The 26,511-nt window shown below is 75.3% G+C and carries 21 protein-coding genes; 10 read left to right on the top strand and 11 right to left on the bottom strand.

Annotated features, from left to right (window positions below; translation table 11 throughout):
- Positions 1-88: 88 nt before the first annotated feature.
- The 4 genes from ACFOSY_RS25640 to yczE all read right to left on the bottom strand — a co-directional run bounded on the left by ACFOSY_RS25640 (position 89) and on the right by yczE (position 3,572).
- Complete coding sequence (locus ACFOSY_RS25640) at positions 89-463, bottom strand: RNA polymerase-binding protein RbpA (RefSeq protein WP_003977404.1); 375 nt, start codon at positions 461-463, stop codon at positions 89-91.
- Positions 464-742: 279 nt separating this feature from the next.
- Positions 743-2,089 (bottom strand): MFS transporter, encoded by a 1,347-nt coding sequence (locus tag ACFOSY_RS25635; protein WP_394310989.1) that lies wholly within the window; start codon positions 2,087-2,089, stop codon positions 743-745.
- A 53-nt stretch (positions 2,090-2,142) separates the two neighbouring features.
- Positions 2,143-2,910 (bottom strand): glycerophosphodiester phosphodiesterase, encoded by a 768-nt coding sequence (locus ACFOSY_RS25630; protein ID WP_394310984.1) that lies wholly within the window; start codon positions 2,908-2,910, stop codon positions 2,143-2,145.
- Positions 2,907-3,572 (bottom strand): membrane protein YczE, encoded by a 666-nt coding sequence (yczE, locus tag ACFOSY_RS25625; protein ID WP_394310982.1) that lies wholly within the window; start codon positions 3,570-3,572, stop codon positions 2,907-2,909. The genes ACFOSY_RS25630 and yczE overlap by 4 nt, the downstream gene beginning before the upstream one ends.
- A 99-nt stretch (positions 3,573-3,671) precedes the next feature.
- Between yczE and ACFOSY_RS25620 the strand changes: the two genes are divergently transcribed.
- Positions 3,672-5,171 (top strand): SCO1417 family MocR-like transcription factor, encoded by a 1,500-nt coding sequence (locus ACFOSY_RS25620; protein ID WP_394310980.1) that lies wholly within the window; start codon positions 3,672-3,674, stop codon positions 5,169-5,171.
- Between the two features lie 75 nt (positions 5,172-5,246).
- Here ACFOSY_RS25620 and ACFOSY_RS25615 read toward each other — a convergent pair whose 3' ends face one another.
- Together ACFOSY_RS25615 and ACFOSY_RS25610 are read right to left on the bottom strand one after the other, a co-directional pair.
- On the bottom strand, positions 5,247-6,986 hold the full coding sequence (locus ACFOSY_RS25615; protein ID WP_394310979.1) for a hypothetical protein: 1,740 nt from the start codon (positions 6,984-6,986) through the stop codon (positions 5,247-5,249).
- Between the two features lie 49 nt (positions 6,987-7,035).
- Positions 7,036-7,230 carry a hypothetical protein gene (locus tag ACFOSY_RS25610; protein WP_006136669.1) on the bottom strand — a complete coding sequence of 65 codons (195 nt, stop codon included), beginning with the start codon at positions 7,228-7,230 and terminating at the stop codon, positions 7,036-7,038.
- 267 nt (positions 7,231-7,497) lie between these two features.
- Here ACFOSY_RS25610 and ACFOSY_RS25605 point away from each other — a divergent pair, with 267 nt between their 5' ends.
- The 5 genes from ACFOSY_RS25605 to ACFOSY_RS25585 all read left to right on the top strand — a co-directional run bounded on the left by ACFOSY_RS25605 (position 7,498) and on the right by ACFOSY_RS25585 (position 13,069).
- The gene (locus ACFOSY_RS25605) at positions 7,498-7,890 is read left to right on the top strand and encodes an ankyrin repeat domain-containing protein (protein ID WP_394310976.1); all 393 of its coding nucleotides are present in this window, start codon (positions 7,498-7,500) and stop codon (positions 7,888-7,890) included.
- 300 nt (positions 7,891-8,190) lie between these two features.
- Positions 8,191-9,609, top strand: coding sequence for a HEAT repeat domain-containing protein (locus ACFOSY_RS25600; RefSeq protein WP_394310974.1), 1,419 nt, complete (start codon positions 8,191-8,193; stop codon positions 9,607-9,609).
- Positions 9,610-9,771: 162 nt separating this feature from the next.
- The gene (locus tag ACFOSY_RS25595; protein WP_394310972.1) at positions 9,772-10,896 is read left to right on the top strand and encodes a glycosyltransferase family 4 protein; all 1,125 of its coding nucleotides are present in this window, start codon (positions 9,772-9,774) and stop codon (positions 10,894-10,896) included.
- The gene (locus ACFOSY_RS25590) at positions 10,893-12,221 is read left to right on the top strand and encodes a glycosyltransferase (RefSeq protein ID WP_394310970.1); all 1,329 of its coding nucleotides are present in this window, start codon (positions 10,893-10,895) and stop codon (positions 12,219-12,221) included. Before ACFOSY_RS25595 ends, ACFOSY_RS25590 begins: the two co-directional genes overlap by 4 nt.
- Positions 12,218-13,069 carry an SGNH/GDSL hydrolase family protein gene (locus ACFOSY_RS25585; RefSeq protein WP_394310967.1) on the top strand — a complete coding sequence of 284 codons (852 nt, stop codon included), beginning with the start codon at positions 12,218-12,220 and terminating at the stop codon, positions 13,067-13,069. Before ACFOSY_RS25590 ends, ACFOSY_RS25585 begins: the two co-directional genes overlap by 4 nt.
- 356 nt (positions 13,070-13,425) lie before the next feature.
- Here ACFOSY_RS25585 and ACFOSY_RS25580 read toward each other — a convergent pair whose 3' ends face one another.
- Genes ACFOSY_RS25580 through ACFOSY_RS25560 form a run of 5 tightly spaced genes read right to left on the bottom strand, consistent with a single transcriptional unit; the run spans position 13,426 to position 17,877 of the window.
- Positions 13,426-14,295, bottom strand: coding sequence for a 5-oxoprolinase subunit C family protein (locus tag ACFOSY_RS25580; RefSeq protein ID WP_394310965.1), 870 nt, complete (start codon positions 14,293-14,295; stop codon positions 13,426-13,428).
- The gene (locus ACFOSY_RS25575) at positions 14,292-14,921 is read right to left on the bottom strand and encodes a 5-oxoprolinase subunit B family protein (protein ID WP_394310962.1); all 630 of its coding nucleotides are present in this window, start codon (positions 14,919-14,921) and stop codon (positions 14,292-14,294) included. Before ACFOSY_RS25575 ends, ACFOSY_RS25580 begins: the two co-directional genes overlap by 4 nt.
- Positions 14,918-15,676: a LamB/YcsF family protein gene (locus tag ACFOSY_RS25570; RefSeq protein ID WP_394310960.1), complete on the bottom strand. Its 759-nt coding sequence runs from the start codon at positions 15,674-15,676 to the stop codon at positions 14,918-14,920. The genes ACFOSY_RS25575 and ACFOSY_RS25570 overlap by 4 nt, the downstream gene beginning before the upstream one ends.
- Positions 15,677-15,712: 36 nt before the next feature.
- Complete coding sequence (locus ACFOSY_RS25565; protein ID WP_394310958.1) at positions 15,713-16,558, bottom strand: putative hydro-lyase; 846 nt, start codon at positions 16,556-16,558, stop codon at positions 15,713-15,715.
- The gene (locus tag ACFOSY_RS25560; protein WP_394310955.1) at positions 16,555-17,877 is read right to left on the bottom strand and encodes an MFS transporter; all 1,323 of its coding nucleotides are present in this window, start codon (positions 17,875-17,877) and stop codon (positions 16,555-16,557) included. The genes ACFOSY_RS25565 and ACFOSY_RS25560 overlap by 4 nt, the downstream gene beginning before the upstream one ends.
- A 133-nt stretch (positions 17,878-18,010) precedes the next feature.
- Between ACFOSY_RS25560 and ACFOSY_RS25555 the strand changes: the two genes are divergently transcribed.
- From ACFOSY_RS25555 to ACFOSY_RS25540, 4 genes are all read left to right on the top strand, one after another.
- Entirely contained in the window at positions 18,011-18,706 is a 696-nt protein-coding gene (locus ACFOSY_RS25555; RefSeq protein ID WP_394310954.1) for a GntR family transcriptional regulator, read from the top strand.
- A gap of 103 nt (positions 18,707-18,809) precedes the next feature.
- Positions 18,810-20,336, top strand: coding sequence for a hypothetical protein (locus tag ACFOSY_RS25550; RefSeq protein WP_394310951.1), 1,527 nt, complete (start codon positions 18,810-18,812; stop codon positions 20,334-20,336).
- A 154-nt stretch (positions 20,337-20,490) separates the two neighbouring features.
- Positions 20,491-21,372 (top strand): hypothetical protein, encoded by an 882-nt coding sequence (locus tag ACFOSY_RS25545; RefSeq protein ID WP_394310948.1) that lies wholly within the window; start codon positions 20,491-20,493, stop codon positions 21,370-21,372.
- A gap of 33 nt (positions 21,373-21,405) precedes the next feature.
- Positions 21,406-26,031, top strand: coding sequence for a hypothetical protein (locus ACFOSY_RS25540; RefSeq protein ID WP_394310946.1), 4,626 nt, complete (start codon positions 21,406-21,408; stop codon positions 26,029-26,031).
- Positions 26,032-26,511: the final 480 nt, after the last annotated feature.

Raw genomic sequence — 26,511 nt, 5'->3', positions numbered from 1 at the left:
TCCGGGCACGCGGACAGGACCGAGGGCGCCGTACAGGTACGGCGCCCTCGGTCCTGTCGCTGTGCGTCCGGGCGGGCTCCCGCCGGGATCAGGCCGACTTGCGGCTGTCCCGCGGATGCACCGCGATGTTCATCGCACCGGACCGCAGAACGGCGAGACGCTCCTCGAGGACCTCTTCGAGCTCCTCACGGGTGCGCCGCTCCATCAGCATGTCCCAGTGCGTACGCGCAGGCTTGGCCTTCTTCTCCTCCGGGCCGTCTCCGTCCACCAGGAGTGCCTGGGCACCGCAGACCTTGCACTCCCACTCCGGCGGGATCTCCGCCTCGACCGAGAAGGGCATCTCGAAGCGGTGCCCCTTCTCGCATGCGTACTCCACGGCCTGGCGGGGGGCCAGGTCGATGCCGCGGTCCGTCTCGTAGCTGGTCACCACGAGGCGCGTGCCGCGAAGAGCTCGCTCACTCATGAATCGTGCCTCCCGGGCTTGTCGCCCACAGGACAGGTGTCGCTGTCGTCGTCATCCGGTCAACGTCCGGTCGGCGGTAAAGATTCCCGTTCCGAGTCCCGTTCCGGGTCATGTGTCGCCGTCGTGGCCGCAGCCTTTGTCAACCAGTGCAGTACCCACCGACGCCCGGTTTGTCACATCTGGTCACAGATGTCACACAGCGGTTCGGCATCTTTGACGCGCAGTAACGGTACGCCTGGCAGGCCAAACGCGTACACTACCGCCCTTTCGCCTTGAGCGCTAAATCCGCTGGGGCACCGGGTTGCCCGCGTCGGCGATCGCCCGCCGTACGGGTACCCGCGCGAGCAGGACGAACCCCAGGCCGAAGAAGCCCACCAGGGAGACGATCGCGTCCCGGTAGCTGCCGGTGAGCTGGTACGTCAGACCGAACAGCAGCGGCCCGAGCCAGCTCAGCCCCCGGTCGCTGATCTCGTACGCCGAGAAGTACTCGGCCTCCTTCCCGGGCGGCACCAGATGGGAGAAGAGGGAGCGGGACAGGGCCTGGCTGCCGCCGAGGACCAGGCCGATCCCGGCCGCCAGCACGAAGAACCAGACGGGCGCGCCGGCCGGCAGGAAGTACCCGGCGGCCAGCGTCAGCGTCCAGGCGACCAGCGAGCCGAGGATCGTGCGCTTCGCCCCGTACCGCCGGGCGCACCGGCCCAGCAGCAGCGCGCCCGCCACCGCCAGTACCTGGACCAGCAGCACCGCCACGATCAGCGTCGACTGCCCGAGCCCCAGCTCCTTCGAGCCGTACACGGAGGCCTGGGAGATCACCGTCTGGATGCCGTCGTTGTAGATCAGGTACGCCAGCAGGAAGGCGAGCGTCAGCGGGTGCCGGCGCATGTCGCGGACCGTCGCCGCGAGCTGCCGGAACCCCGGGAGGGCCGCCTCGCGCGCGGGGGTACGGCGGTCCCGCAGCCGGCGCAGCGGTATCAGGGCGAACGCGCCCCACCACAGCCCGGCCGACGCGAGACAGATGCGCACCGCCATGCCCTCGGACACCCCGAAGCTGTCGTGCCCCGTGTAGAGGACGAGGTTCGCCACCAGCACCAGCGCGCCGGCCGCGTAGCCGAAGGCCCAGCCGCGGGAGGAGACGGCGTCGCGTTCCTCCGGGGGCGCGATCTGCGGCAGGTAGGAGTTGTAGAGCATCATCGCGACCGACTGCGCGGCGTTCGCCACCACCAGCAGCAGCCCGCCCAGCAGATAGCGGTCGCCGTCGAGGAAGAACATCCCGGCCGTGGCGGCGGCGCCGGTGTACGCGGCCGCCGCGAGCAGCGGCTTCTTGCGCCCGGTGCGGTCGGCGGCGGCCCCCACCAGCGGCATCAACAGCACCGCCACGACCACCGACAGGGACACGGAGTACGCGAAGAAGGAGCCCGCCCGCACGGGGACGCCCAACGGGTGCACGAACCCGTCCGCGTCCGCCGCCGCCTCGGCGACCGAGGTCAGGTAAGGGCCGAGGAACACGGTCAGCACGCTCGTGGAGTACACGGAGCAGGCCCAGTCGTAGAAGTACCAGCCGCGCTGCTCGCGCCGCCGCGCGGCGCTGTCGTCCGCCGCCGGTGACCGCACGGTGTCGGTGTCCACCCGTGCCCTCGCCTCCCCGTGTGCGCGCCGAGGCGACGGGGGCTGCGGCGGTCTCAGACCCAGGTGCCGCGGTCCTCCATCACCTTGCGCAGTGTGCCGATGTGATCGGTCATGATGCCATCCACCCCCAGGTCGAGCAGCCGGTGCATGCGTTGCGGTTCGTTCACGGTCCACACATGGACCTGGAGCCCGCGCGCGTGGGCCGTCCGCACGAACCGCTCGTCGACCACACGGACGCCCGACTGCTCCTCGGGCACCTGGGCGGCGACGGCCGACCCGCGCAGCGGCGCCGCCAGCCCCCAGGAGCGCAGCCGCAGGCCGAGCACGCCCCGGGTGCCCAACGACGTGGCGAGCCGCGGCCCGGCCAGCCGCTGGGCGCGCACCACGCGCGCCTCCGAGAACGACCCGACGCAGATCCGGTCCCAGGCCGCCGTGCGCTCGACCAGGTCCAGCAGGGGACGCAGCGCGGGCTCTGCCTTCACGTCCACGTTCCAGCGGACCTCGGGAAAGGTCTCCAGCAGCTCCTCGAACAGCGGGACCGGCTCCAGCCCGGCCACCCGAGCCCGGGCCACCTCCGCCCAGGGCAGGTCGGCGATCCGGCCCGCGCCGTCCGTGACCCGGTCCAGGGTGGCGTCGTGGAAGGCGACGAGCCGGCCGTCGCGCGTGGCGTGGACGTCGGTCTCGATGTACCGGTAACCCGCCTCGACGGCGTTCCGGAACTGCCGGACGGTGTTCTCCAGACCGTCCGCGGCCCCGCCCCGGTGGGCGAAGGCGAGCGGTCCGGGATGGTCGAGGTAGGGGTGGCGTATCCGCGGGGTCACGACCGCAGTATCGCCCGCTCGGGTGTCCGGCCCGCAACGACGGTGCCGCCCCCGTCCGGGACGGGGACCGCGAAGACGCGCAGGAACAGCTGGGCGAGCGGGCCGATGGCCACCGCGTACAGCACGGTGCCGACGCCCACCGTGCCGCCCAGCACGAAGCCGGTGACCACCACCGTGATCTCGATGGCCGTGCGGACCAGACGCACCGACAGGCCCGTGCGCCGGTTCAGCCCCGTCATCAGCCCGTCGCGCGGCCCCGGGCCGAACCGCGCCGCGATGTAGAGGCCGGTCGCCGCGCCGTTCAGCACGATCCCCGCCGCCATCAGCGCCACCCGCACGGCCAGACCGTGCGCGTCCGGCACCACGGCCAGCGTCGCGTCCATCGCCACGCCGATCACCAGCACGTTGGAGATCGTGCCGAGTCCCGGCCGCTGCCGCAGCGGGATCCACAGCAGCAGGATCGCCGCGCCCAGCACGGTCAGCACCACGCCCATGGAGAGTCCGGTGCGCTCGGACAGGCCCTGGTGCAGGACGTTCCACGGTTCCAGCCCGAGCCCGGACCGCACCAGCAGCGCCGAGCTGGCCCCGTACAGGGCCAGGCCCGCGTAGAGCTGGAACAGCCGCCGCACGAGACGGCGCTCGCCGAGCGCGGTTCTGGCCAAGAGGTGCCCCCTGTGGTGGAAGTGGACCGACGCGTGTCACCCTGGAGCGTGACTGGTCCTGCCATCCAGGGCCAATCCGGGGAAGGTGGACTGATTCGTATGGCGCAGTGGACGTCCGCGGTGGGGGCCGCCCAGCTGGCCCGGCTGCTCGGCTCCCAGCAGGACCGCCCGGCGGGGCCCGGCACCCGGCGCCCGCCCGCCTATCGCGCCCTCGCCGACGGCATCCGCCTGCTGGTGCTCGAAGGGCGCGTGCCGGTCGCCGCGCGGCTGCCCGCCGAACGGGAACTCGCCCTCGGCCTCTCCGTCAGCCGCACGACCGTCGCCGCCGCCTACGAGGCGCTGCGCGGCGAGGGCTTCCTCGAGTCGCGGCGCGGCGCCGGAAGCTGGACCGCCGTCCCGGCCGGCAACCCGGTCCCGGCGCGGGGCCTGGAGCCGCTGCCGCCCGAGGCGCTCGGCTCCATGATCGACCTCGGCTGCGCCGCCCTGCCCGCCCCCGAGCCGTGGCTCACCCGCGCCGTGCAGGGCGCGCTGGAGGAGCTCCCGCCGTACGCGCACACCCATGGCGACTACCCGGCGGGGCTTGCCGCGCTGCGCGCGATGATCGCCGACCGCTACACCCGGCGGGGCATCGCCACCATGCCCGAGCAGATCATGGTCACCACCGGTGCGATGGGCGCCATCGACGCCATCTGCCACCTCTTCGGCGGACGCGGCGAGCGCATCGCCGTGGAGTCGCCCTCCTACGCCAACATCCTCCAGCTGATGCGCGAGGCCGGCGCCCGGCTCGTCCCCGTCGCCATGGCCGAGGGTCTCACCGGATGGGACCTCGACCGCTGGCGCCAGGTGCTGCGCGAGGCCGCGCCCCGCATCGCCTACGTCGTCGCCGACTTCCACAACCCCACCGGGGCGCTCGCCGACGAGGACCAGCGGCGCCGCCTCGTCGACGCGGCCCGCTCGGCGGGCACGGTGCTGGTCGCCGACGAGACGATGAGCGAGCTGTGGCTCGACGAGGACGTGGAGATGCCGCGCCCGGTGTGCGCGTTCGACCCCGCCGGGTCGACGGTCGTCACCGTGGGGTCGGCGAGCAAGGCGTTCTGGGCCGGCATGCGCATCGGCTGGGTACGCGCCGCCCCCGACGTCATCCGCAGCCTCGTCGCGGCCCGCGCCTATGCCGACCTCGGCACCCCGGTGCTCGAACAGCTCGCCGTGAACTGGCTGTTCGGCACGGGCGGCTGGGAGGAGGCGGTCGAGCTGCGCCGCGTGCAGGCCCGGCAGAACCGGGACGAACTGGTGAGCGCGGTGCGGCGGGAACTCCCCGGCTGGGAGTTCGAGGTCCCCCGCGGCGGCCTCACCCTCTGGGTCCGCACCGGCGGCCTCTCCGGCTCCCGCCTCGCCGAGGCGGGGGAGCGGGTGGGTGTACGCGTCCCCTCCGGACCCCGCTTCGGGGTGGACGGCGCGTTCGAGGGCTATGTGCGACTGCCGTTCACGGTGGGGGGTGCGGTGGCCGAGGAGGCGGCGGTACGTCTGGCGGCGGCGGCGCGGATCGTGGAAACGGGGGGGACGTCGGGCGGCGAGGCCCCCCGCACCTTCGTGGCGTAGGCGCCAACGCCCTGGGGGCGCGGGGAACTGCGCGCTCAGCCATCCAACGACCCGCAGCCGGCGTTCCCGGGGCTGTCAAGAGGAGGACTCCGCCACCGCCGCGCCCTCCGGGGCCGGCTGGGCGGAGGCCGTTTCCGGGACGCCCGTCCCCGTCCCCGTCTCCGTCGCCATCGCCGCCGCCGCGACCTTCTCCGTCGCCGCCTTGTCCAGCAGGACCGCCTCCGGCACGGGCACCTGCCCCGCCCCCTCCTCCGCCGCCGCGGAATCCACCCGCACCGGCGCTTCCTCGTCCACCGGCGTCGTCCGCGGCGGCAGAAGGTCCAGCACCGCGCGCCGATGCGCCTCGCTGGTCGCGTCGTCGTAGGGGTCCGGCGTCGCCGGGACCTGGAGCCGGTGCACCGGGCCCGTACCCAGCCGGGCGTAGCCGCGCCCGGGCGGCATCTGGTCGACCGGCGTGGTGTGCGGCGGCGCGCCCAGCACGCTCTCCAGCTGCCCGGCCGTGGCGGGGCCGAGCACGACGCGCGCGCGGGTGTGCTGCCGTACCGGCGCGGCCAGGGCGTCGAGGCCGTCGAACTGTTCCGCGACCACTACGGTGACGTTCGCCGCGCGCCCGTGCCGTAGCGGGGCCTGGAGGAGGGACTGCGGATCGGTGCCGCCGTCCGCGGCCGCCAGGTGGGTGAAGACGCTCGGCCGGTCCAGGAGCAGCCACAGGGGGCGCCTGGTGTCCTCGGGCGGCGGGTCGCCCGCCTGGTGCGCCTTGCCGGCCGCGGCCAGCCGCCGCTCGGTCTCGGCGGCGGCCCACTCCAGACTGGTCACCGCCCCCGACAGGGCGCACTCGACGGCGAGCACCCCGTCCCGGCCGGTGAGGCAGGCGTACTCGCCGGTCCCGCCCCCGTCCACGATCACCACGTCGCCGTGGTGCAGCGCCTGGAGTGCGATGGAGCGCAGCAGCGTCGAGGTGCCGCTGCCCGGCTGGCCGACCGCGAGCAGGTGCGGCTCGGTGGAGCGGACGCCGGTGCGCCACACGACCGGCGGGACGTCGGTCCGCTCCTCGCCGTGCGCGCCGTGGGTGAGCGGCAGCGTCCGCCGCACGCGCGTGGGGTCGGTGAAGCCGAGCACCGTCTCGCCGGGGGCCGTGACGAAGGGCTGCGCCGCGATGTCGGTGGGCAGCGGGGCGAGGACGCGGACGGTGAGCTGGTTGGCCTCCTCGTCCCAGCCGAAGTGGTACTCCCGGCCGCGTCCGCACTTGGCGCCGAGCAGCTGCTCGATCCGCGCCCGGGACTCGGGCTCGGCGTCCGTGAAGTAGGCTGGGTAGGAGATCACCAGATGCGCGAGACGGCCGTCGCCGTCGAACTCGTACTCGGAGAAGACCTTCTCCCAGTCGCCGCCGCGGGCGTACAGCGGCTCGGGGTCGTCGCTCGCCGAGAAGTACGGCACCAGGGCCTCGTACAGCGACGTCAGGCGCTGGAGCTGGCCGGGTGCGGGTCCGGCGGGGGCCGCGGGCGTGCGGTCCCGGCCGTGCCAGGCCGCCGCCGCCATCAGGGCGACGACGGCGAGCAGCGGGCCGTACGGCGCGAGCACCACGCCCATCAGCACCGCCGCCACCGCGAGGAGCACCGTCCCGCGCCGCTCCTTGGGCGTGTCGACCCACCTGCGCCGTCCGGCCGAGGCCAGCCGGCGCAGCCCGCGCGTGATGGTGATCAGCGGGTGGAGGACGTCCGTGGCGCTGTCGGCCGCCGTCCTGGCCAGCTCCCGGCTCCGGGCGAGCTGGGCGCTGCCGTTGCTGAGGATGCGGGGAAGGGGACGCCGGGCCACTACGGTCTCCAGAGGGTGCGTACGGGCGGGCGGGGCGTGGTCGGGCGGGTCAGAACTTGAACCCGCCCAGGAGGCCGGCGAGGCTCTCGCCGCCCGCCTTGATGCTCGGCGCGATGGCCGTGCTGGCCAGATAGAAGCCGAACAGCATCGCCACCAGTGCGTGCGACAGCTTCAGTCCGTCCTTGCGGAAGAAGATGAAGACGACGATGCCGAGCAGCACCACGCATGAGATCGAGATGATCATGTGAGTTCTCCTGGTTCACGGGGGCAGTCACCATGAGTACTTCCCTGATCACAGAATGTATCTATACGATAAAAGGTGCAACTGGGTGGATATCCGCCCCGAATGCCGGGCGGTGTCCGCCGTGATCATTACCTCGGCCGCGTCGGCTCATGTGCCGCCCGAGCCAGTACCCTGGCGATTCACCCGTACGCCTGCCCCACGTGCAGACGTACGCCCGTTCCCGATGCGTGTACCCGTGCACCCCGTGCAGTGAGAGGCGGTCCGGCGATGAGTGAAGCCCCCGACCCCGAGGTCGTGGAGCTCGCGACCAAGATCTTCGACCTGGCCCGGCGCGGCCGCACCGAGGAACTCGTGGCCTACGTCGACGCGGGCGTCCCCGCCGACCTCACCAACGACCGCGGCGACTCCCTCGTGATGCTCGCCGCCTACCACGGCCACGCCGACGCGGTGCGCGCCCTGCTGGCCCGCGGCGCCGACGCCGACCGCGTCAACGACCGCGGCCAGACACCACTCGCGGGAGCGGTCTTCAAGGGCGGGACGGACGTCGTCAAGGCCCTCCTGGAGGGCGGCGCCGACCCCTCCGCGGGCACCCCGTCGGCCGTCGACACCGCCCGGATGTTCGCCCGCACGGAGCTGCTCGAACTCTTCGCGCAGACCTGAGCGACTCCGCTCCGACCAGCGACGACACGGAAAACGGGGGAGGCGGTACAGGGCCGCCGAAATACGGTCGCGGTAGATGTGACCGCCGGGTCATCATGACGACGTGATTCACGGACGCGATGGCTGGGCAGATGTTGCCGCACCGCGCGGACCGTGACTCGGTCCGCATGGGCCACCGACGAGAGGCAGAGAGAGATGGTCTACAACAAGCAGGAAACGGCGGGCGCCCCGACGTGTTGTCACGCGGCCAGGTGATCCACACTCCCGGTTGCGTCGACGCTTGATGTGAGGCTGTTTCCCATGTTCGATCCGGTCATAGCGCCCAGCGGTACGCTGCTCGGCCTGCTCCAGCGGGGCCGCGGCGACGGCACACTGCACGCGCTCACCGCCCCCCGCTCCGAGGCGCTCGCGGCACTGAACCACTGTGTGCTGCGCGACCCGCGCCACGACTGGCGGGTGGAGAACCGCTCCCTCTACTACGCCCGCCTCTACCTCGACCTGCACGGCGGACTCGAGGCCGTCGAGGCCCACCTCTTCGACCCCGAGGACATCCTCGACACCGACGAGTCACGCACCGGGCTGGCCCTCGCCGTCCTGGGCCACCTCGCCTCCTACGGCAGGCAGGACGCCCTGCACCTGTTGCGCAGGTACGCCGCCCAGGGCACCAACTGGACCTGGGCCCTCGACGAACTCGCCCTGCGCGACGACGACGCCGGCCTGCGCTCCCTCGCCGCCCCGGTGCTCGCACGCTTCTCCACCGACGCCGAGGGCGAGGCCGAACTGGCCGCGACCGTGCGCGACGCCTTCGAACCACGCCCCTGGCGGCTGTGGGCCGACGACCCGCGCCCCGCCGTCGCCACGCGCGTACGGGCCGCCCAGGAGGCCGGCTCCTTCGACCGCTGGCAACGGCAGATGCGGCCCGCTGGGCCACGCCCCGGCTGGAGCGTCCAGGCCGTCTTCGACTGGGCCCAGCAGGGTCTGGACCGCGGCGCCGCGCTGCACGTCCCCGCCGCCCGATGTCTGTCCGCCGTGGCCGGACCGGAGGACAGGGCCGAGATCGTCCTGGCCGCCCAGGACGGCTCCGACGGCGCCCGCTGCACCGCCCTGCGCTATCTCGCCGACACCGGCGACCCCGACGCCCTCGACCTGATCGAGGGCGCCGTGAGCACCGGCTCGACGGCCGTCGTGGAGGCCGCCGTCGACGCCTTCGAACGCATGCGCAGCATGGCCGCCGTCGACCGGGCGCGCGGCTGGGCCCGCCGGCCCGACGCCCTCGGCGAGGCCGCCGCCCGCGTCCTCGCCTGCCGCGGCGGCGTACGCGACCGCGACCTGGTCCTCGCCGCGCTCCGCGAGGCCGTACGGGGCGAGGGCCCCGACGCGGCGACCCTGTGGACCCTCGTCGACGGCGCCGGACGCCTCGGCATCGCCTGCGCCGCACCCGTACTGCGGCACGTCTACCGCGAGACGGCCTCCTCCCACCTCCGCGGCCGCGCGGCCCGCGCCCTCGCCGCCACCGACCCGTCCTTCCCCACCGGCTTCGCCGTCGAATGCCTCTGGGACTGCGAGGAGACCACCCGGGAGATCGCCGCCCGGCACGCCGAGACCGGCGACGCCCGCGTCGTCGAGCGCCTGCGCCGGCTCGCCGCCGACCCGGCCGAGGAGGCCGAGGTGCAGACCGCCGTGCGCAGCCGCATCGGCCCCGAGGAGACCGCCGTGTGACGCCCCCGGCGCGCACGGTGTGAACAGAGGATGACCCGCGGGTCAGGCGCGCGTGGACGCCGCCTGACCCGCCCGGGGGCTCGGGGCAACGCTCATGGCGCGTTCCCCGCACGGAAAGATCCACGTTGACGTGGGCACGTCCGGCGCGGCGACAACACCGGTATGCGAGTCGTCATCGTGACCGAATCCTTTCCCCCCGATGTGAACGGCGTGGCCCACTGCGCCTTCCAGACCGCCCGGCACCTCGCCGACCACGGTCACACCCCTGTCGTCGTCGCCCCCGCCACCGCCGACGACGCACCCGACATTCAGGCGCCGTGTCCCGTCGTCCGCGTCCCCTCCCTCCCGCTGCCCGGCTACCCCCAGGTCCGCGTCGCCCTCCCCAGCCGCCGTCTCGCCGCCACGCTCGCCGAGCACCGGGCCGACGTCGTCCACCTGGCCGGCCCCTTCGTCCTCGGGGTGCGCGGCATGGCGGCCGCCGCCCGCCTCGGTCTGCCCGCCGTCGCCGTCTACCAGACCGACCTCGCCGGATACGCCCGCACGTACCTGGGCGCGGGCGGGGCGACGGCCTGGCGGCGGCTGCGTTCCGTGCACACGGCCGCCGACCTCACCCTGGCGCCGTCCTCCGCCGCCCTGCGCGACCTGGAGGCGCACGGCGTGCCCCGGGTCAAGCTGTGGCCGCGCGGCGTGGACACCGCCCGCTTCCGGCCCGGCCTGCGCGACGAGGCACTGCGCCGGGCGCTCGCCCCGAACGGCGAGCTCCTCGTCGGCTACGTCGGCCGGCTCGCCCCCGAGAAGCAGGTGGAGCTGCTGGCCGGCGTGTGCGACCTGCCCGGGGTGCGGGTCGTGGTCGTCGGCGACGGGCCCAGCCGGCCCGGACTGGAAGACGCGCTGCCCGGCGCCGTCTTCCTGGGCCGCCGCACCGGCGACGACCTCGCCCGGCTCTTCGCCTCGCTGGACGTCTTCGCGCACACCGGGCCCTTCGAGACCTTCTGCCAGACCGTGCAGGAGGCGATGGCCGGCGGCGTCCCCGTGGTGGCGCCCGCGGCGGGCGGCCCACTGGATCTGGTCGCGCACGGACGCACCGGACTGCTCGTGCCGCCGGGCGACGCCGCCGCCGTACGCGACGCGGTGCGCACCCTGGCCGCCGACCCCGGGCTGCGGGCCGCGTACGGCGCGGCCGGGCGCGCGACGGTCGAGGGACGCACCTGGGCCGCCGTCGGTGACCAGCTGATCGGACACTACGCGGACGTGCTCGCCGGGCGCAGGACGGCGGTGGCGGCATGAACGGGACGCCTGCCGACGGCCGTTCACCGCGGACCACGGCCACGACGCGCGCGGGCGGTCGTACGAGCTCCGGGCGGGTGCGGAACGACGGGCCGCTGCGGATCGTGCGGCTCGCGAACTTCGTCGCACCCGCCTCCGGCGGACTGCGCACCGCGCTGCGGGAGCTCGGCAAGGGCTACCGCGCGGCAGGCCACCAGCCCGTGCTCGTCGTCCCCGGCGAGCGGGCGAGCGACCGCGAGACGGAACAGGGCAGGGTGATCACCCTGCCGGGCCCGCTGCTGCCCGGCACCGGCGGCTACCGCGTCCTCACCGACCGGGCACGGATCGCCGCCCTCCTCCAGGAGCTGGCCCCCGACCGCCTCGAGGTGTCCGACCGCACGACCCTGCGCTGGACCGGCACCTGGGCCCGGCGGGCGCGGGTCCCGGCCGTCATGGTCTCCCACGAGACCGCCGACGGGGTGCTGCGCACCTGGGGACTGCCCGAGGCCGCCGCCCGGCGCGCCGCCGACGCCCTCAACACCCGTACGGCGCACACCTACGCGCGCGTGGTGTGCACCACCGAGTTCGCCGAACGGGAGTTCGTACGCATCGGGGCCCGCAACGTCGTCCGCGCCCCGCTGGGCGTCGACCTGGTGGAGCGGCACCCCGCCCTGCGCGACCCGGCACTGCGCGCCCGGTACGCGGACGCCACGCAAACGCTGCTGGTGATGTGCTCCAGGCTGTCCCTGGAGAAGCGCCCGGGCACGGCGCTGGACGCCCTGGAGGCACTGCGACGGCACGGGCGGCGGGCGGTGCTGGTGGTGGCCGGCGACGGGCCGCTGCGGGCGCGGCTCGAACGGCACGCCCGGGAGCGCGGCCTGCCGGTGACCTTCCTGGGCCACGTCCGCGACCGCGAGTTCCTCGGCGCGCTCCAGGCCACCGCCGACGTGTGCCTGGCGCCGGGGCCCGCCGAGACCTTCGGGCTGGCCGCCCTGGAGGCGATGGCGTGCGGCACGCCCGTCGTGGCGAGCGCGTCCTCCGCCCTGCCGGAGGTGATCGGCGCGTCGGGCGCGATCGCGGAGGACCGGGGCGAGGCCTTCGCGGACGCCGTCGAGCTGCTGTTGGAACGGCCGTGGCCGGCCCGACGGGAGGCGGCACGCGCGCGTGCGGGGTGTTTCGGGTGGGACGCCTCCGTGGCGGCGTTCCTCGCGGCGCATGACGCGCCGTCCGCCGGGGTGACGGCGCCCGCCGGGGTGGCGGCGCCCGGCCCGGTCCTGCCCGCGGCACCGGACGGGCGGACGGGCGCGACTCCCGTACGGCCCGCCGCGCCCAGGGGGTTCTCATGAGATCCCCGCGGTTCGTGGCCCTCGGGGACTCGCTGACCGAGGGCGTCGGGGACCGCGTCGGCGGCCGGTGGCGGGGCTGGGCGGAGCTGCTCGCCGAGTCGCTGGCACCGGAGCCCGCGCGGTTCACCAACCTCGCGGTGAGCGGAGCGCAGACCCGCGACGTGTGCGAAGAGCAGCTGCCCGCCGCGCTGGAGCTGCGGCCCGACCTCGTGTCCGTCGTCGTCGGCGTCAACGACACCCTGCGCCGCGCCTTCGACATCCACGCCGTCGCCACACGCCTCGACCGGGTGTACGCGTCCTGCACGGGACAGGGCGCCGTGCTGCTCACCGCGTGCCTGCCCGACCCCGGCACCATGCTGGGACTGCCCGGGGCGCTGGCCCGCCCGCTGGCCCGGCGGCAGCGGGCGGTGAACACGGTGGTCCACGCGCTGTCCGACCGGTACGGCGCGGCGCATCTGCACGCGAGCGAGGGCGGGTGGACCACCGACCGGGCGATGTGGAGTGCGGACCGGCTGCACCCCGGGGAGCGGGGGCACCGGCAGCTGGCCCTGCGCTTCCACGCGCTGCTGGCGGCACGCGGAATAGCGACCGGGCCCGCGCCGTCGCCCGAGCCCGACGCCCCGGCCCCTACCCGGGCGGCGAGCCTGTGGTGGCTGGCCACGGCCGGCACCGGCTGGGTCGCCCGCAGGTGCACGGACCTGCTGCCGCAGCTGCTCTCACTCGCCGCCGACGAGATGCGGCACCGTGCGCGGGGCACGAGCGTGCGGCTGGACCTACGGGCGGGTGCCGCCGTGTCGGCGGCTCTGGCCGCGTTGTCCTCCGGGGATCGGCGGCCGGACGCCGCTTGAGCGTCCGGGTGCGGAGCGGTGGACAGCCACGCCGGCGCCGCGTTCGCCGACACGAGATCCGTCAGCCGCAGCTCGTCCGGTCCTGGCCGTGTTGTCTTCCCGGGGTCGGTGGCCGGACGCCGCTCGAGAGTCCGGGGGCCGAGCGCCCGGCTGGGCCTGCGGGCCGGAGCGCAGCCGTGTCGGCGGCCCTGGCGGTGCTGTCCCCGGGGCGAGCGGCCGGACGCCGCCTGAGCGTCCGGCTGGATCTGCGGGCCGGTGCCGCCGTGGCGGGGTGCTGGCCGCGCCGACCCCGGAAACCGGCGGCCGGACACCGCCTGAGTGTCCGGGTGCCGGGCGGCCGGGCACGGTCCGGCCGCTCAGTGGCGGCGTACGGCGACGAAGCGGACCGGGGTGCCCGGTGCCGCCTGGGCGGCGGCCGGGAGGTCGGTGGGGCGGACGACCGCGATGACGGGGTAGCCCCCGGTGGTCGGGTGGTCGGCAAGGAACACCACCGGCCTGCCGTCGGGCGGCACCTGGACCGCCCCCAGCACCATGCCCTCGCTGGGGAGTTCCTCGGGCCGGGCCCGCTCCAGGGCCGGCCCGGTCGTGCGCAGTCCGATGCGGTTGCTCGAAGGGGACACGCGGTACGCGCGGGACGTGAGGACCCTGACCGCCTCCGGGGTGAACCAGTCGTCGCGCGGGCCCGGCGTCACGCGCAGGACCAGCTCGTCCGGGGGAGCCGGCTGCGGGGCGAGGTCCACGCGCGCGGGGTGTCCCGCCGGAGCCCCGAGAGGGAGCACCGCGCCGTCCGTGAGGGGGGCCGGGCCGAGGCCCGACAGCAGGTCGGTGGAGCGGCTGCCGAGCACCGGATCCACGGCGATCCCGCCGGAGACGGCGACATAGGCCCGCACGCCCGACGTCGCCGCCCCGACGTCCAGCACCGACCCGGCCCGCACGGGCACCGGCGCGCCCCAGGCGACCGGGCGGCCGTCCACCGTGACGGGACAGGGCGCGCCCGTGACCGCGACGACGACCGGCGAACGCGGGCGCAGCGCGCAGCCGTTGAGGGTGGTCTCCAGGACGGCGGCGTCCGCCGGGTTGCCGGCCAGCCGGTTGGCGAGCGCCGCCGCGGGTGGGTCCAGCGCCCCGGAGCGAGGCACGCCCAGGTGGGCGTGTCCGGGGCGGCCCCGGTCCTGCACGGTGGTCAGGGCCCCCGCCCGGACGACGGCGAGCGCACGGTCCGTCATGTCACCGGCTCCGTCGCGCCCACCGGCACGAACCGCACGCGCGTGCCGGGGGAGAGCAGCGCCGCCGGCACGCGCGCGTGGTCCCACAGCACGAGGTCGGTCGTGCCGATCAGCTGCCAGCCGCCCGGCGAGGACCGGGGGTACACGCCCGTGTAGGGTCCCGCCAGCGCCACCGAGCCGGCCGGCACGGCCGTGCGCGGGGTCGGCCTGCGGGGCACGTCGTAGCGTGACGGCAGCCCCGTCAGGTAGCCGAAGCCGGGCGCGAAACCGCAGAAGGCAACGCGGAACTCGGTGCCCGCGTGGACGCGCGCCACCTCCCGCACGGGAACGCCCCAGTGCGTGGCGACGTCCGCCAGGTCGGGGCCGTCGTACCGCACCGGGATCTCGACCGTGTCCGCCGGACGCGGCGGCGCGGGCGGCACCGGGCGTGAGGTGAGTTCGGCGGCCAGCCGGGCGGGGTCGGGCAGGCCGTCGAGGAGGACCGTGCGCGCCGCCGGGACGATCTCACGGGCCGTCAGCGAGCCCTCCGCGCGGCGGCGCAGCAGCTCGGCGAGGAGGGCCTGCGCCTCCTCGCCCGAGGCGACCTCGACGAGCAGCGCGTCCTCGCCGACCGGCAGCGTCCTCATGCGAACGCCTCCACCCGCACCCCGCGCGCCTCCAGCGCGTCCCGTACCCGCCGCGCCAGGTCCACCGCGCCCGGGGTGTCGCCGTGCAGGCACAGGGAACGGGCCCGCATCCCGATCCGCCGCCCCGACAGCGCCACGACCTCGCCGCCGCGGGCCAGGTCCACCGAACGCTCCAGGACGGCCCCCGGGTCGGTGACCAGAGCGCCCTCCTCGCCGCGCGGCACCAGCGTGCCCTCGTCGGTGTACGCGCGGTCCGCGAAGGCCTCCTCGACCGCCGGGAGCCCCGCCTTCGCGGCCAGCTCCAGCAGCCGCGAGCCGGGCAGCCCGAGCACGGGCAGCGTGGGATCGGCGAGGACCACCCCGTCGACCACCGCGCGCGCCTGCTCCTCGTCGCGCACCACCCGGTTGTAGAGCGCGCCGTGCGGCTTGACGTACGCCACGCGCGTGCCGGCCGCGCGGGCGAACACCTCGAGGGCGCCGATCTGGTACGCCACCTCGGCCGTCAGCTCGGCGGGCGGCACGTCCATCGCCCGCCGGCCGAACCCGGCCAGGTCCCGGTAGGAGACCTGGGCGCCGATCCGCACCCCGCGCGCGGCGGCGAGTTCGCACACCCGGCGCATGGTGGGCGCGTCCCCGGCGTGGAAGCCGCAGGCCACGTTGGCGCTGGTGACCACCGACAGCAGCCGCTCGTCGTCGGTGAGCCGCCAGCGGCCGAAGCCCTCGCCGAGGTCGGCGTTCAGATCGATCGAGGTCATGGATCCTTCGTTCCTTGGTACGGGTGCGGGCGCCGGTCAGACCACGCGGAACTGCTCGTCCCGGGCGTCGCCGATGAACATCCGGCCCGGCGCGTGGGTGAGGGCGAACGGCGGCCGGGAGGCCATGACCGCCGCCTGCGGGGTGACCCCGCACGCCCAGAACACCGGGATGTCGTCCGGTTCGAGCTCCACCCGGTCGCCGAAGTCGGGGCGGTCCAGGTCCTCGACGCCGAGCGCGGAGGGGTCGCCGCAGTGCACCGGGGCGCCGTGCACGGACGGCATCAGGGAGCTCTCCCGGATGGCGGCGTCCAGGTGCTCCGGCGGCACCGGGCGCATCGACACCACCATCGGGCCGCTCAGCCGCCCCGCCGGGCGGCACTGCCACGTCGTCCGGTACATCGGGACGTTCCGGCCCTGCTCGACGTGGCGCAGCGGCACCCCGGCCGACGCGAGCGCCCACTCGAAGGTGAAGCTGCACCCGATGAGGAACGACACCAGGTCGTCCCGCCAGTACGCGCGTACGTCCGTCGGCTCGTCGGCCAGCTCGCCGTCCTCCCACACCCGGTAGCGCGGCAGATCGGTGCGCAGGTCGGCGTCGGGGGCGAGCACGGTGGTGGCCGAACCGGCGTCGGTGACGTCGAGGACGGGACACGCGCGCGGGTTGCGCTGGCAGAACAGCAGCATGTCGTACGCCCAGTCGGCGGGCACGGAGACCAGGTTGGCCTGGGCGTACCCGGCGGCCACGCCGGCCGTGGGGACCGCCAGGCCCTCCCGGAAGCGGGCGCGGGCCGTCCGCGGGCTCCACGCGCGCGTGGTGTCGTCGGCGAGGACCACGGGGCGGTCGTCCACGGCGGTGCGGGCGCCGTCGTCGAAGGGGGTCACTCCAGCTCCTTCCCGCGCGTCTCCGGCAGCCCCAGCAGCGCCAGCGCGGCCAGGCCGTACCCGATCGCGCCGAAGACGAGGGCGCCGCCGACGCCCCAGCTGTCGGCGAGGAAGCCGACGGTGGTGGGGAAGACGGCGCCGACGGCGCGGCCGGTGTTGTAGGTGAAGCCCTGTCCGGTGCCGCGCACGGCCGTCGGGTACAGCTCGCTCAGGTAGGAGCCGAAGCCGCTGAAGATGGCCGACATGCAGAACCCGAGCGGGAAGCCGAGCACCAGGACGAGGGTGTTCGCGCCGTCGGGGATGTTCGTGTACGCCACGATGCACACCGCCGACAGCAGGGCGAACAGCCAGATGTTGCGCCGGCGGCCCAGCCGGTCGGTGAGGTAACCGCCCGTCAGGTAGCCGAGGAACGCGCCCGAGATGAGGAACGTGAGATAGCCGCCGGTGCCCACGACCGACAGGTCGCGCTCGCTCTTGAGGTAGGTCGGCACCCAGGTGGCGAGGGTGTAGTAGCCGCCCTGGACGCCGGTGGAGAGCAGGACCGCGAACAGGGTGGTGCGCAGCAGCCCGGGGGAGCCCTCACGGGCCGGCCGGAAGATCGCCGCGAACGATCCCTTGCTCGCGCTCTGCTCCCGCGCGGCGGCCGCCTCCGGCGCGTCCCGCACACTGCGCCGCACCCACACCACGAGCAGCGCGGGCAGCGCACCGGTCCAGAACATCACGCGCCAGGCGAGGCCGTCGTCCACGAGCGAGAAGACCGCCGTGTAGACGATCACGGCCAGGGCCCAGCCCACGGCCCAGGCGCTCTGCACCGCGCCGAGGGTGCGCCCGCGGTGGCGGGCGCCGGCGTACTCGGCGACCAGGATCGCGCCGACCGCCCACTCACCGCCGAAGCCGAGACCCTGGAGCGCGCGGAAGACCAGCAGTGTCTCGTAGTTGGGGGCGAAGCCGCAGGCCACGGTGAACACCGCATAGGTGATCACGGTCAGCAGCAGCGCCTTGACCCGGCCGACGCGGTCCGCGAGGACGCCCGCGAGGGCGCCGCCGACCGCCGAGACGATCAGGGTCACGGTGGTCAGCAGCCCGGTCTGCCCGCTGTTCAGGCCGAAGTACGCGGACAGCGCCACCATCGTCAGCGGCAGCGTGAAGTAGTCGTACGAATCCAGGGCATACCCGCCGAAAGCGCCGCCGAAGGCGCGTCGGCCGCGCGGGCCGAGCGCGCGCAGCCAGCCGAACGCCCCGTCCTCGGAGGGGGGCTCGGACTTGACGGGGCGTGGGGGACCGGTCAGGGCGTGCGACGGGGGAGGGGTCGTGCTCATGGGCACCTCGCAGAGGGGGACGGGGGTGCAAGGAAGGGGTGAGCCGTGCCAGTGCTCAGCAAGGTAGAGGATCGTTGAACGATCCTTCAATACCCATGTTGTCTTGTTCTTCCGCGTGCGCTTGAATTCCGGCATGGCAGAGCAGATGGGCGGACTGGCCGACGACCGTGCCCTGTTGGGCAGGACCAGCACCGCCGAGCGCGTCGCGGACATCCTCAGGAGCCGTATCGCCGAGGGGTTCTTCCCGCCCGGCACCCGGCTGTCGGAGGACAGCATCGGCGGCGCCCTCGGGGTCTCCCGCAACACGCTGCGCGAGGCGTTCCGGCTGCTCACGCACGAACGGCTGCTCGTCCACGAGCTCAACCGGGGCGTGTTCGTGCGGGTGCTGACCGTCGAGGACGTCGAGGACATCTACCGCACCCGCCGGCTCGTCGAGTGCGCCGTCGTCCGGGGGCTGGGCGAGCCGCCGTACACCCTCGACGGGCTCGCCGAGGCCGTCGAGGAGGGGCGGCGGGCGGCCCGCGAAGGTGACTGGAAAGCGGTGGGCACGGCCAACATCCACTTCCACCAGGAACTGGTCGCCCTCGCCTCCGGCGAGCGCACCGCCGAGCTGATGCGCAGCGTCTTCGCCGAACTCCGGCTCGCCTTCCACGTGGTGGACGAGCCGCGACGGCTGCACGAACCGTACATCGCGCGAAATGTCGAGATTCTCCAGGCCCTTGAGGCGGGCGACCGGGACACGGCCGAACGCCTGCTCGCGGCCTACCTCGACGTGTCGCTGGAACGGGTGGTGGAGGTCTACCGGCGCCGGGTGGGGGACGGGGACTGAGCCCGTACGGGACCCGGCTTTCACGGGCGTCCGCAGGTCACGGCGCCGGGGCGCAACTGCCTCGTTTGGGCCGTTGTCGGACCGAGGACCTAGTCTGTGCACCGTGACTTCGCCTGCATCGACGGACAGCGTTCCGCCCCAGCTCAGCGCGGGGCCGCGCCCCGCGCCGGGCCCGGCCGCCGACGAAGGACTGGCGCGGCGGCTGCGCGCGCTCGCGTGCACCGCGCCGCTGCACGACCTGGACGCCCGCAAGGCCAATCTCGCGGGCGAGTACTCGGTGTACGGCATGGCGGAGATCGCGCTCGCCGCCATCGACCTGGTCACGCTCACCATGGACTTCGACACCGGCGCCGACCACGACCAGATCGTCGCCCGGCTCCTCCCGCGCGTCGCCGCCCAGGCCCCCAACCGCCCCGCCGCCGAGCACGAGCGGGTGGCCCGCTGGGTCCTGGAGAACCTGATCAACGTCGGCAGCGTCGACCGCGGGTTCCGCGCGGTGTACGGCGTGTTCGGCCCGGACGGCACGTACGTCCGCCGCGACTACGACTTCAAGCTGATCGAGGAGGTGCCCGGCCCCGGCGGCACGGTGTACCTGCGCACCACCGACGAGGCGGTCAACGTCCTGGTCGGCGCCCTCGACACCGACGTCACCAGCGCCCAGATCGCCGCCGAGGTCAAGCTCGAGGTGCTGATCAGCCGGGGCAGGCTCGCCGACGCCCAGCTCGCCGCCGAACAGGCCCGCTACCGCACCGTGCAGTACTCCGAGACCCTGCGCCGCGCCCTGGAGGCCACCCGGCGCAACGTCCGCGCGGTGGACTGGCTCAGCGCCGTGCCCGACATGATCGCCGAGGCCCTCGACCACGTGGCCGACCGCTACCGCCACGAGAACGCGATCCTCACCAACATCCGCAAGGCGCGCGACGAGTCCGAGGACCCCGAGCACAAGCGCCGCGCCGCCGAGCTGGTGGACATCGTCAAGGACTGCATCCGGCGCCACACCCAGCTCCAGTCCCGGCTTCTGGAGGCCGGCCCGCTGTTCCGCGCCGAGCAGGACCGGCAGGCCTTCGCCACGCCCGCCGCGGCCGCCGGCACCGACCTCTACGGCCAGCTCCTCGCCCCGCTGCTGCCGCTCCCGGTGGAGCAGGCGTCCCGGGTCACCGACGCGTTCTTCGCCCACGGCACCGGACTGCGCACGCCCGTGTCCGTCCGGGTCGCCGACCTCGTCGAGATCCTGCTCACCCCGCCCGTGGAGCGCGAGCACCTCGGCGCCGAGATGCCCGAGCCCGACCTCATCGCCACCCCCGACGACAGCCGCTTCAGCGAGGAGCAGCTCGCCGCCGCCACCGAGCTGCTCGACCTCCCGGCCGACGCGCCCCGCCGGCTGTCCGGCCTGCTCGCCGACGCCCGCCGCAAGGACCCCGAGCTGCCCTACCTGGTCGCCCTGCTGGCCGTCCATGCCGCCAGCCCGCCGGTGGGCACGGCCTACCGCCAGGGCGAGCGGACCCTGCTGTTCGCCGTGGACGACGGGACCGAGCTCGACGACCCCGAGTTCGGCGGCGCCGACCTCATCGTCGGCACGGCCCTGCTGGACGCGGCGGGCATGGCCGCCGACCGTACGGAGGCGGCGTGACCGCGAAGCCCGCACCCCGCGTCCGCACTCCCCGCCGAACGCCCCGCGTCCGCGCCCCTCGCCGCCACACCCTCCGCGCTCACACCCTCCGCACTCACACCGACCGCACTCACACCGACCGCACCGACACCGCCCGTATCAAGGAGCCCCGACCGTGACCGAGCACGCCGACTGGAGCGAGCCGGAGCCCGCGGCGACGCCGGCGAGCACCGCCGTCACGCCCGCCGACGCCGCCGACGCGGCCCGGCTCGTCGCCTTCGGCCTTCAGCCCAAGCTCCAGCCCGCCCGCGACCAGGAGTACGCCGACCTGCTGCGCCGCTACCGCGAGGACCCGCCGTTCGCGCGGCTCGCCGACGCCGTCGCCACCGGCCTTGGACTGATCGTGCTGGAGGTGTCCCCGCGCGCCGGCATGGCCGTCACCGCCGCCGAGGACTCCGTGTTCGCCGTCCGCATGGGCGACTACGCCCGCCGCACCTCCGCCGACGGCGGCGACCGCTTCCTGCACGGACTCGCCCACCTCGCCGTCGCCGCCATGGCCTTCCCCCGCCCCGAGGACCTCGCCGACGACGGCTACATCGGCCGCGTCACGGTGAACGGCGTCGACGCCTTCGTCCGCCAGGCCTGCCACCGCCTGGAGGAGCGGGCCGCCGAACAGGGCGAGAACACCGACCCGGCCACCGACACCCCCGGACTCGAGGCCGCCTGGCGGATCTGGTCCCGGCGCAGCGCCACCGGCGCCACCAAGGACGCCCGCCGCCTGGCCGGCTCCACCACCGGCATCGTCGCCAAGGCCGTCTCCTTCCTCACCGACTCCGGCTTCCTCCAGCGCACCGGCGACGACAACGGCGGCACCTACCGCACGACCGCCCGCTACCAGCTCCAGGTCCGCGACATGGCGGGCGGCGCCGCCATGGCCGAACTGCTCGGCCTCGGCGTCGTCCCCGTCACCGACGGCACCCCCACCCTGCTGCCGCCCGAGGACGGCGACGCGCTCGACCTGGTCGCCGACGCCGGCCTGCCCTTCCACTCCGCCTGACCCCCACCCCACGAAGCCTCACGAGAGTCCGCCATGTACGAGCTGTCCCGGGTCCGCCTCTACTCCATCGGACCGGCAGGCGCACGCTACGCCGACACCGTGCTCGACCTGCGCGGCGTCGGCGCCACCGTGCCCGACCCGGCGCCGACGCAGGCGGAGTTCTTCGCGGACGAGCCCGTCGGCCCGCCGCGCCGCCCCGCCCCCGCCGGCGTGCTCTTCCTGGAGAACGGCGGCGGCAAGTCCGTCCTGCTGAAGCTGATCTTCTCCGTGATGCTCCCGGGCCACCGCAACACCCTCGGCGGCGCCAGCTCCGGCGTGCTGCGCAAGTTCCTGCTCGCCGACGACTGCGGCCATGTGGCGCTCGAATGGCAGCACGTGCAGACCGGCGAGTGCGTCGTCGTCGGCAAGGTCAGCGAATGGCGCGGACGTCAGGTCTCCAACGACCCGCGGAAGTTCGCCGAGGCCTGGTACTCCTTCCGCCCCGGACCCGGCCTCAGCCTGGACAACCTGCCCGTCGCCGAGGCCACGTCCGTGCGCCCGCCCGCCGAGGGGCAGTCCGGCGCGCGCGGCCGGCGCCGCACCATGAAGGGCTTCCGCGACGCCCTCACCGAGGCGGGAAAGACCTACCCGCACCTGGAGGTGCACTGGGAGGAGACCCACGAGCGCTGGACCGAGCACCTCGGCGACCTCGGGCTCGACCCCGAACTCTTCCGCTACCAGCGCGAGATGAACGCCGACGAGGGCGAGGCGGCCGGCCTCTTCGCGGTGAAGAAGGACTCCGACTTCACCGACCTGCTGCTGCGCGCCGTCACCGACACCCGCGACACCGACGGACTCGCCGACCTGGTCGGAGGTTTCGGCAACAAGCTGGGCCGGCGCGCCGAACTCATCGCCGAACGCGACTTCACCGCCGGGTCGGTGGACCTGCTCGGCCGCATCGTCGAGGCCGCCGAAACCCGCACCCGCGCCCGCGAGATCCACGCCTCCGCCGAACGCCGCACCCGCACCCTCGCCCGCCGGCTCTCCGCGCGCGGCGCCCAGGAGCGCGAGCGCGCGGCCGACCTCGCCCAGCGCGTCACCTCCGCCGCCCACGCGGTCACCCGGGCCGAGACCGCCCGCGCGCACAGCGCCTCCGTCTCCGCCGAACTCGCCTACCGGCACGCCTCGCTGGCGCTCGCCGCCGCCGAGAAGTCCGCCGCCGCGCAGAAGCGCGAACTGGCCGACGCGCGCACCCTGTACTCCGCCTGGCAGGCCGCCGAGTCCGTGCTGCGGCACCGCGCCGCCGCCGACCGGGTCGCCCGCGTCTCGGCCGCCATCCAGGAGGCCGAGCGCGACGCCGCCCCGGCCCTCGCCGCACGCGCCAAGGCCGCCGTCGACCTGGTCCGTGCCCTGCACGCCGCCGCGCGGAACGCCGAGAACCTCGCCAACGAGGAGGAGGAGCGGTCCGCCGCCCTCCAGGACGCGGGCGACGCGGCCTACCGCGACTCCACCGCCGCCGCCACCGAGGCGCAGCGCGCCCGCAGCGAGATCGGCCACCTGCGCCAGCGGCTCGCCGAGGTCGAGCAGGAGACCGCCGAGGCCGTCCGCGCCGGCTGGCTCGACGACAGCGCCCCCGACGCCGACCCCGCCCGCGCCGCCCTCGCGGCCAGCGACGCCGAGAAGACCGCCGTCGCCGCCTGGGACACCGCCCGCGAGACCGCCCGCCGCGCCACCGAGCACGCCCGTGAGACGGCCGCCGCCGAGAGCCGCGCCGAGCTGACCGCCGCCCGCGCCGCCGACGCGGCCACGGCCGCCGAGCGGGCCCACGAGGGCGAGCGCCGCACCGCCGAGGGCCTCGCCGCCGAACAGCGCCTCGCGGAACTGCTGAGCCTGCCCGGAGCCTCCGGCACACGCCGGGCGGCCGTGCCCGGTCAGCGCACGGACTCCGGCGGCGCGGCCGACGGCACCCGCGAGGGCGGGCTGAGCGCGGAGGAACTCGACCGGTTCGCCGACGAGTTGCGCGAGCTGCTGGACGACGCGGTGTCCTCCGCCGAGCGGCAGCTGTTCGAGCTGCGCACCGCCGCCGCGGACGACGCCCGCATCCTCGGCGCCCTCGGTGACGGCGGGCTGCTGCCGCCCGGCCCGGACGTGCTGGCCACCGTCGAGTTCCTCGGCGAGCACGGCATCCCCGCCCTCCCCGGCTGGCGCTACCTCGCCCAGGCCGTCGACCCCGCCGACCACGCGCGCGTGCTCGCCGCCCGCCCCGAACTGGTCGACGGCGTCGTCATCACCGACCCCGACTCCCACGCCCGCGCCCGGGAGGCGCTGAGCGACGCCGCCCTGCTGCCCCGGTCCGCCGTCGCCGTCGGCACGGCCGCCGCGCTGCTCGCGCCCACGCCCGCGTCCGGCTCCGGCGACGTGTTCCTCGTACCGCCGAACCCGGCCATGCACGACGAGCACGCCGCCGACGAGGAGCGGCAGGCGCTGCGCGCCCGCGCCGCCGAGCGGGACGAGGAGATCCGCACGCTCGCCGCCCGCCTCGGCAAGGACCGCGAACTCGCCGCCCGGCTCGCCTCCTGGCGCACCGGCTGCCCGGCCGGACGCCTCGCCGAGCTGGCCGCGACGGCCGAGCAGGCGCGGGCCTTCGCCGAGGAGACCGAGGCCGAGCTGGCCGAGGCGCGCAGCCTGCGGGCGGAGGCCGAGGAAGCCGCCGCCGAGGCGGTCCGGGTGCGGGACGAACGGCAGGAGGCCGCCCAGAAGGCCCGGCGCGCCGCCGACGCCCTCGCCGGGCTCGCCTTCCGGCTGCGCGAACGCGCCGGCTGGCAGGCCAAGCTGCGCGAACTGGCCGACGACGCCGCAGAGGCGGAGGCCCGCGCCCAGTCCTGCCTGGAGCGGGCCCGCGCCGCCGACGAGGACCGGCGTGCCGCCCAGCGCGCCGCCGACGACGCCCGGCGCACCGCCCGCACCCTGCGCGCCGAGCGCTCCGAGATCGCCGGCGCCCCCGACGACCTGCCCGAGGACGGCGACGGCGCACCGCAGGCGTCCCTGCCCGCCCTGCGGGAGGCCTACCGCGCCGCGTCCCAGGTGTACGAGAAGGTCGGCGTCGGCGCCGACCTCCGCGCCGAGCAGGCCCGCGCGGAGAGCGACGAGAGCGCCGCCCGCGCCGAACTGGACCGGCTCAGCAACAAGGTCCGCACCCGCGCCGAGCAGCTGCTCCAGTCGCCCGACGGATCCGACGGGCCCAGCCGGCAGGCGGCGGCCGCCCGCGCCGAGGAACTGGTGCAGCTGCTGGAGACCCGGATGTCCGGCGCGAGCGAGCAGCTCGGCCGGCTCCGCGGCGAAACCGAGCGGCTGGCCCCCGCCGACGGCGAGGCGCACACGGAGCTCCCCGAGGAGCTGGTCCCGCGCGACGCGGAACACGCCCAGGCGCTCCTGCGCACGGCCACCGGCGAACTCGCCACCCGAGAGGAGGAGTTGCGCCAGACGCGGGAGGCGCACGCCGAACTCCTCGCCGCCCACCGGGCCGCCGAGGACGCCGCCGGCGGCTTCGACGAGATCGCCGCCATGCTCCGCGACCTGCTGCGCGAGCACACCGTCGAGGAGGAGCAGGAGCGGCCCGAGCCGTACCCCGGCGACCTGGACGACGCCCGGCGGTCCGCCGCCGAGGCGCGCCGCTCGCTGCGCGGCTGCGCCGCCGACCTGTCCGCCGCCGAGGCCGCGGTGCGCGAGGCGAGCGACGTGCTCGTGCGGCACGCCAACTCCACCCGCTACGAGCAGGTCCGCACCCCGGCCCGCCAGCAGATCCGCGAACTGCCCGCCGCCGCGCTGCCGGAGCACGCCAAGAAGTGGGCCGACGCCTTCGCCCCCCGGCTGCGGGTGCTCACCGACGAGCTGGCGCAGCTGGAGCGCAACCGCGACTCGATCGTGGACCGGCTGCGCGGTCTGGTCGAGTCCTCCCTCGCCACCCTCCGCTCGGCCCAGCGGCTGTCCCGGCTGCCGGAGGGCCTGGGGGAGTGGTCCGGGCAGGAGTTCCTGCGCATCCGCTTCGAGGAGCCCGACCAGGCCACCCTCACCGAGCGCCTCGGCGAGGTCGTCGACGAGGCCACCCGCGCGGCCGTCAAGAAGAACTCCGACCTGCGGCGGGACGGCATGTCCCTGCTGCTGCGCGGCGTCGCCGCCGCCCTGCGGCCCAAGGGCGTCTCGGTCGAGATCCTCAAGCCCGACGCGGTGCTGCGCGCCGAGCGGGTGCCGGTCGGGCAGATGGGCGACGTGTTCTCCGGCGGCCAGCTGCTCACCGCGGCCATCGCCCTGTACTGCACGATGGCCGCCCTGCGCTCCAACGACCGGGGCAGGGACAAGCACCGGCACGCCGGCACGCTGTTCCTCGACAACCCCATCGGCCGGGCCAACGCCACCTATCTGCTGGAGCTCCAGCGGGCGGTCGCGGACGCGCTCGGCGTCCAGCTGCTGTACACCACGGGCCTGTTCGACACCACGGCCCTGGCCGAGTTCCCCCTGGTCATCCGCCTCCGCAACGACGCCGACCTGCGGGCGGGCCTGAAGTACATCAGCGTCGAGGAACACCTCCGCCCGGGCCTGCCCCACCCGGACCCGGGCGAGGAGACGCACAGCGAGATCACGGCGACCCGCATGTACAAACGCCCGGCGCCGACGACCTGACCGGTGGGCACACGGGCGCTGCGGCTGCGCCCTGCCGCGCGCGGCGCCGGTGGTGGCGTGCTTGGCCGACTCGCGCGCCGGGTGACGTCCAGGGCACGGCAGGGTCCGCGCCCTGGCCCCCTGCTCGGCGCAGCTTTACGGCCGGTCACGCCTGCGGGGCGCATGGGTGATGCGCCGCGACACGGGCCGCTCGCGGCGCCACGCCTTGGCGACTGGCGCCCCGGGAGGCGTCCGGGGGACCGCTCGGCCTGACGGCTGGGCAAGGCTTCTGTGCTCCGGGCGCCGCGAGGCGCCGACGGCGCTGTGCCCGGCCGGCTCGCGCGCCGGGTGACGTCGGGTGGGCGCGGTAGGGCCGCGCCCGGCGATCCACCGCGTGGCCCCGCCTGACGGCCGGTCACGCCTGCCGCGGGCCCGGCGCTGCGGCTCGGGCCGCCGGCGGCGATGCGTCTGGCCGACGCGCGCGTCGGGTGACGTCCAGGC

Source organism: Streptomyces lusitanus, assembly GCF_042647945.1.
GTDB classification, from domain to species: domain Bacteria; phylum Actinomycetota; class Actinomycetes; order Streptomycetales; family Streptomycetaceae; genus Streptomyces; species Streptomyces pseudogriseolus.
This window is presented reverse-complemented; position numbering and strand designations above follow the sequence as displayed.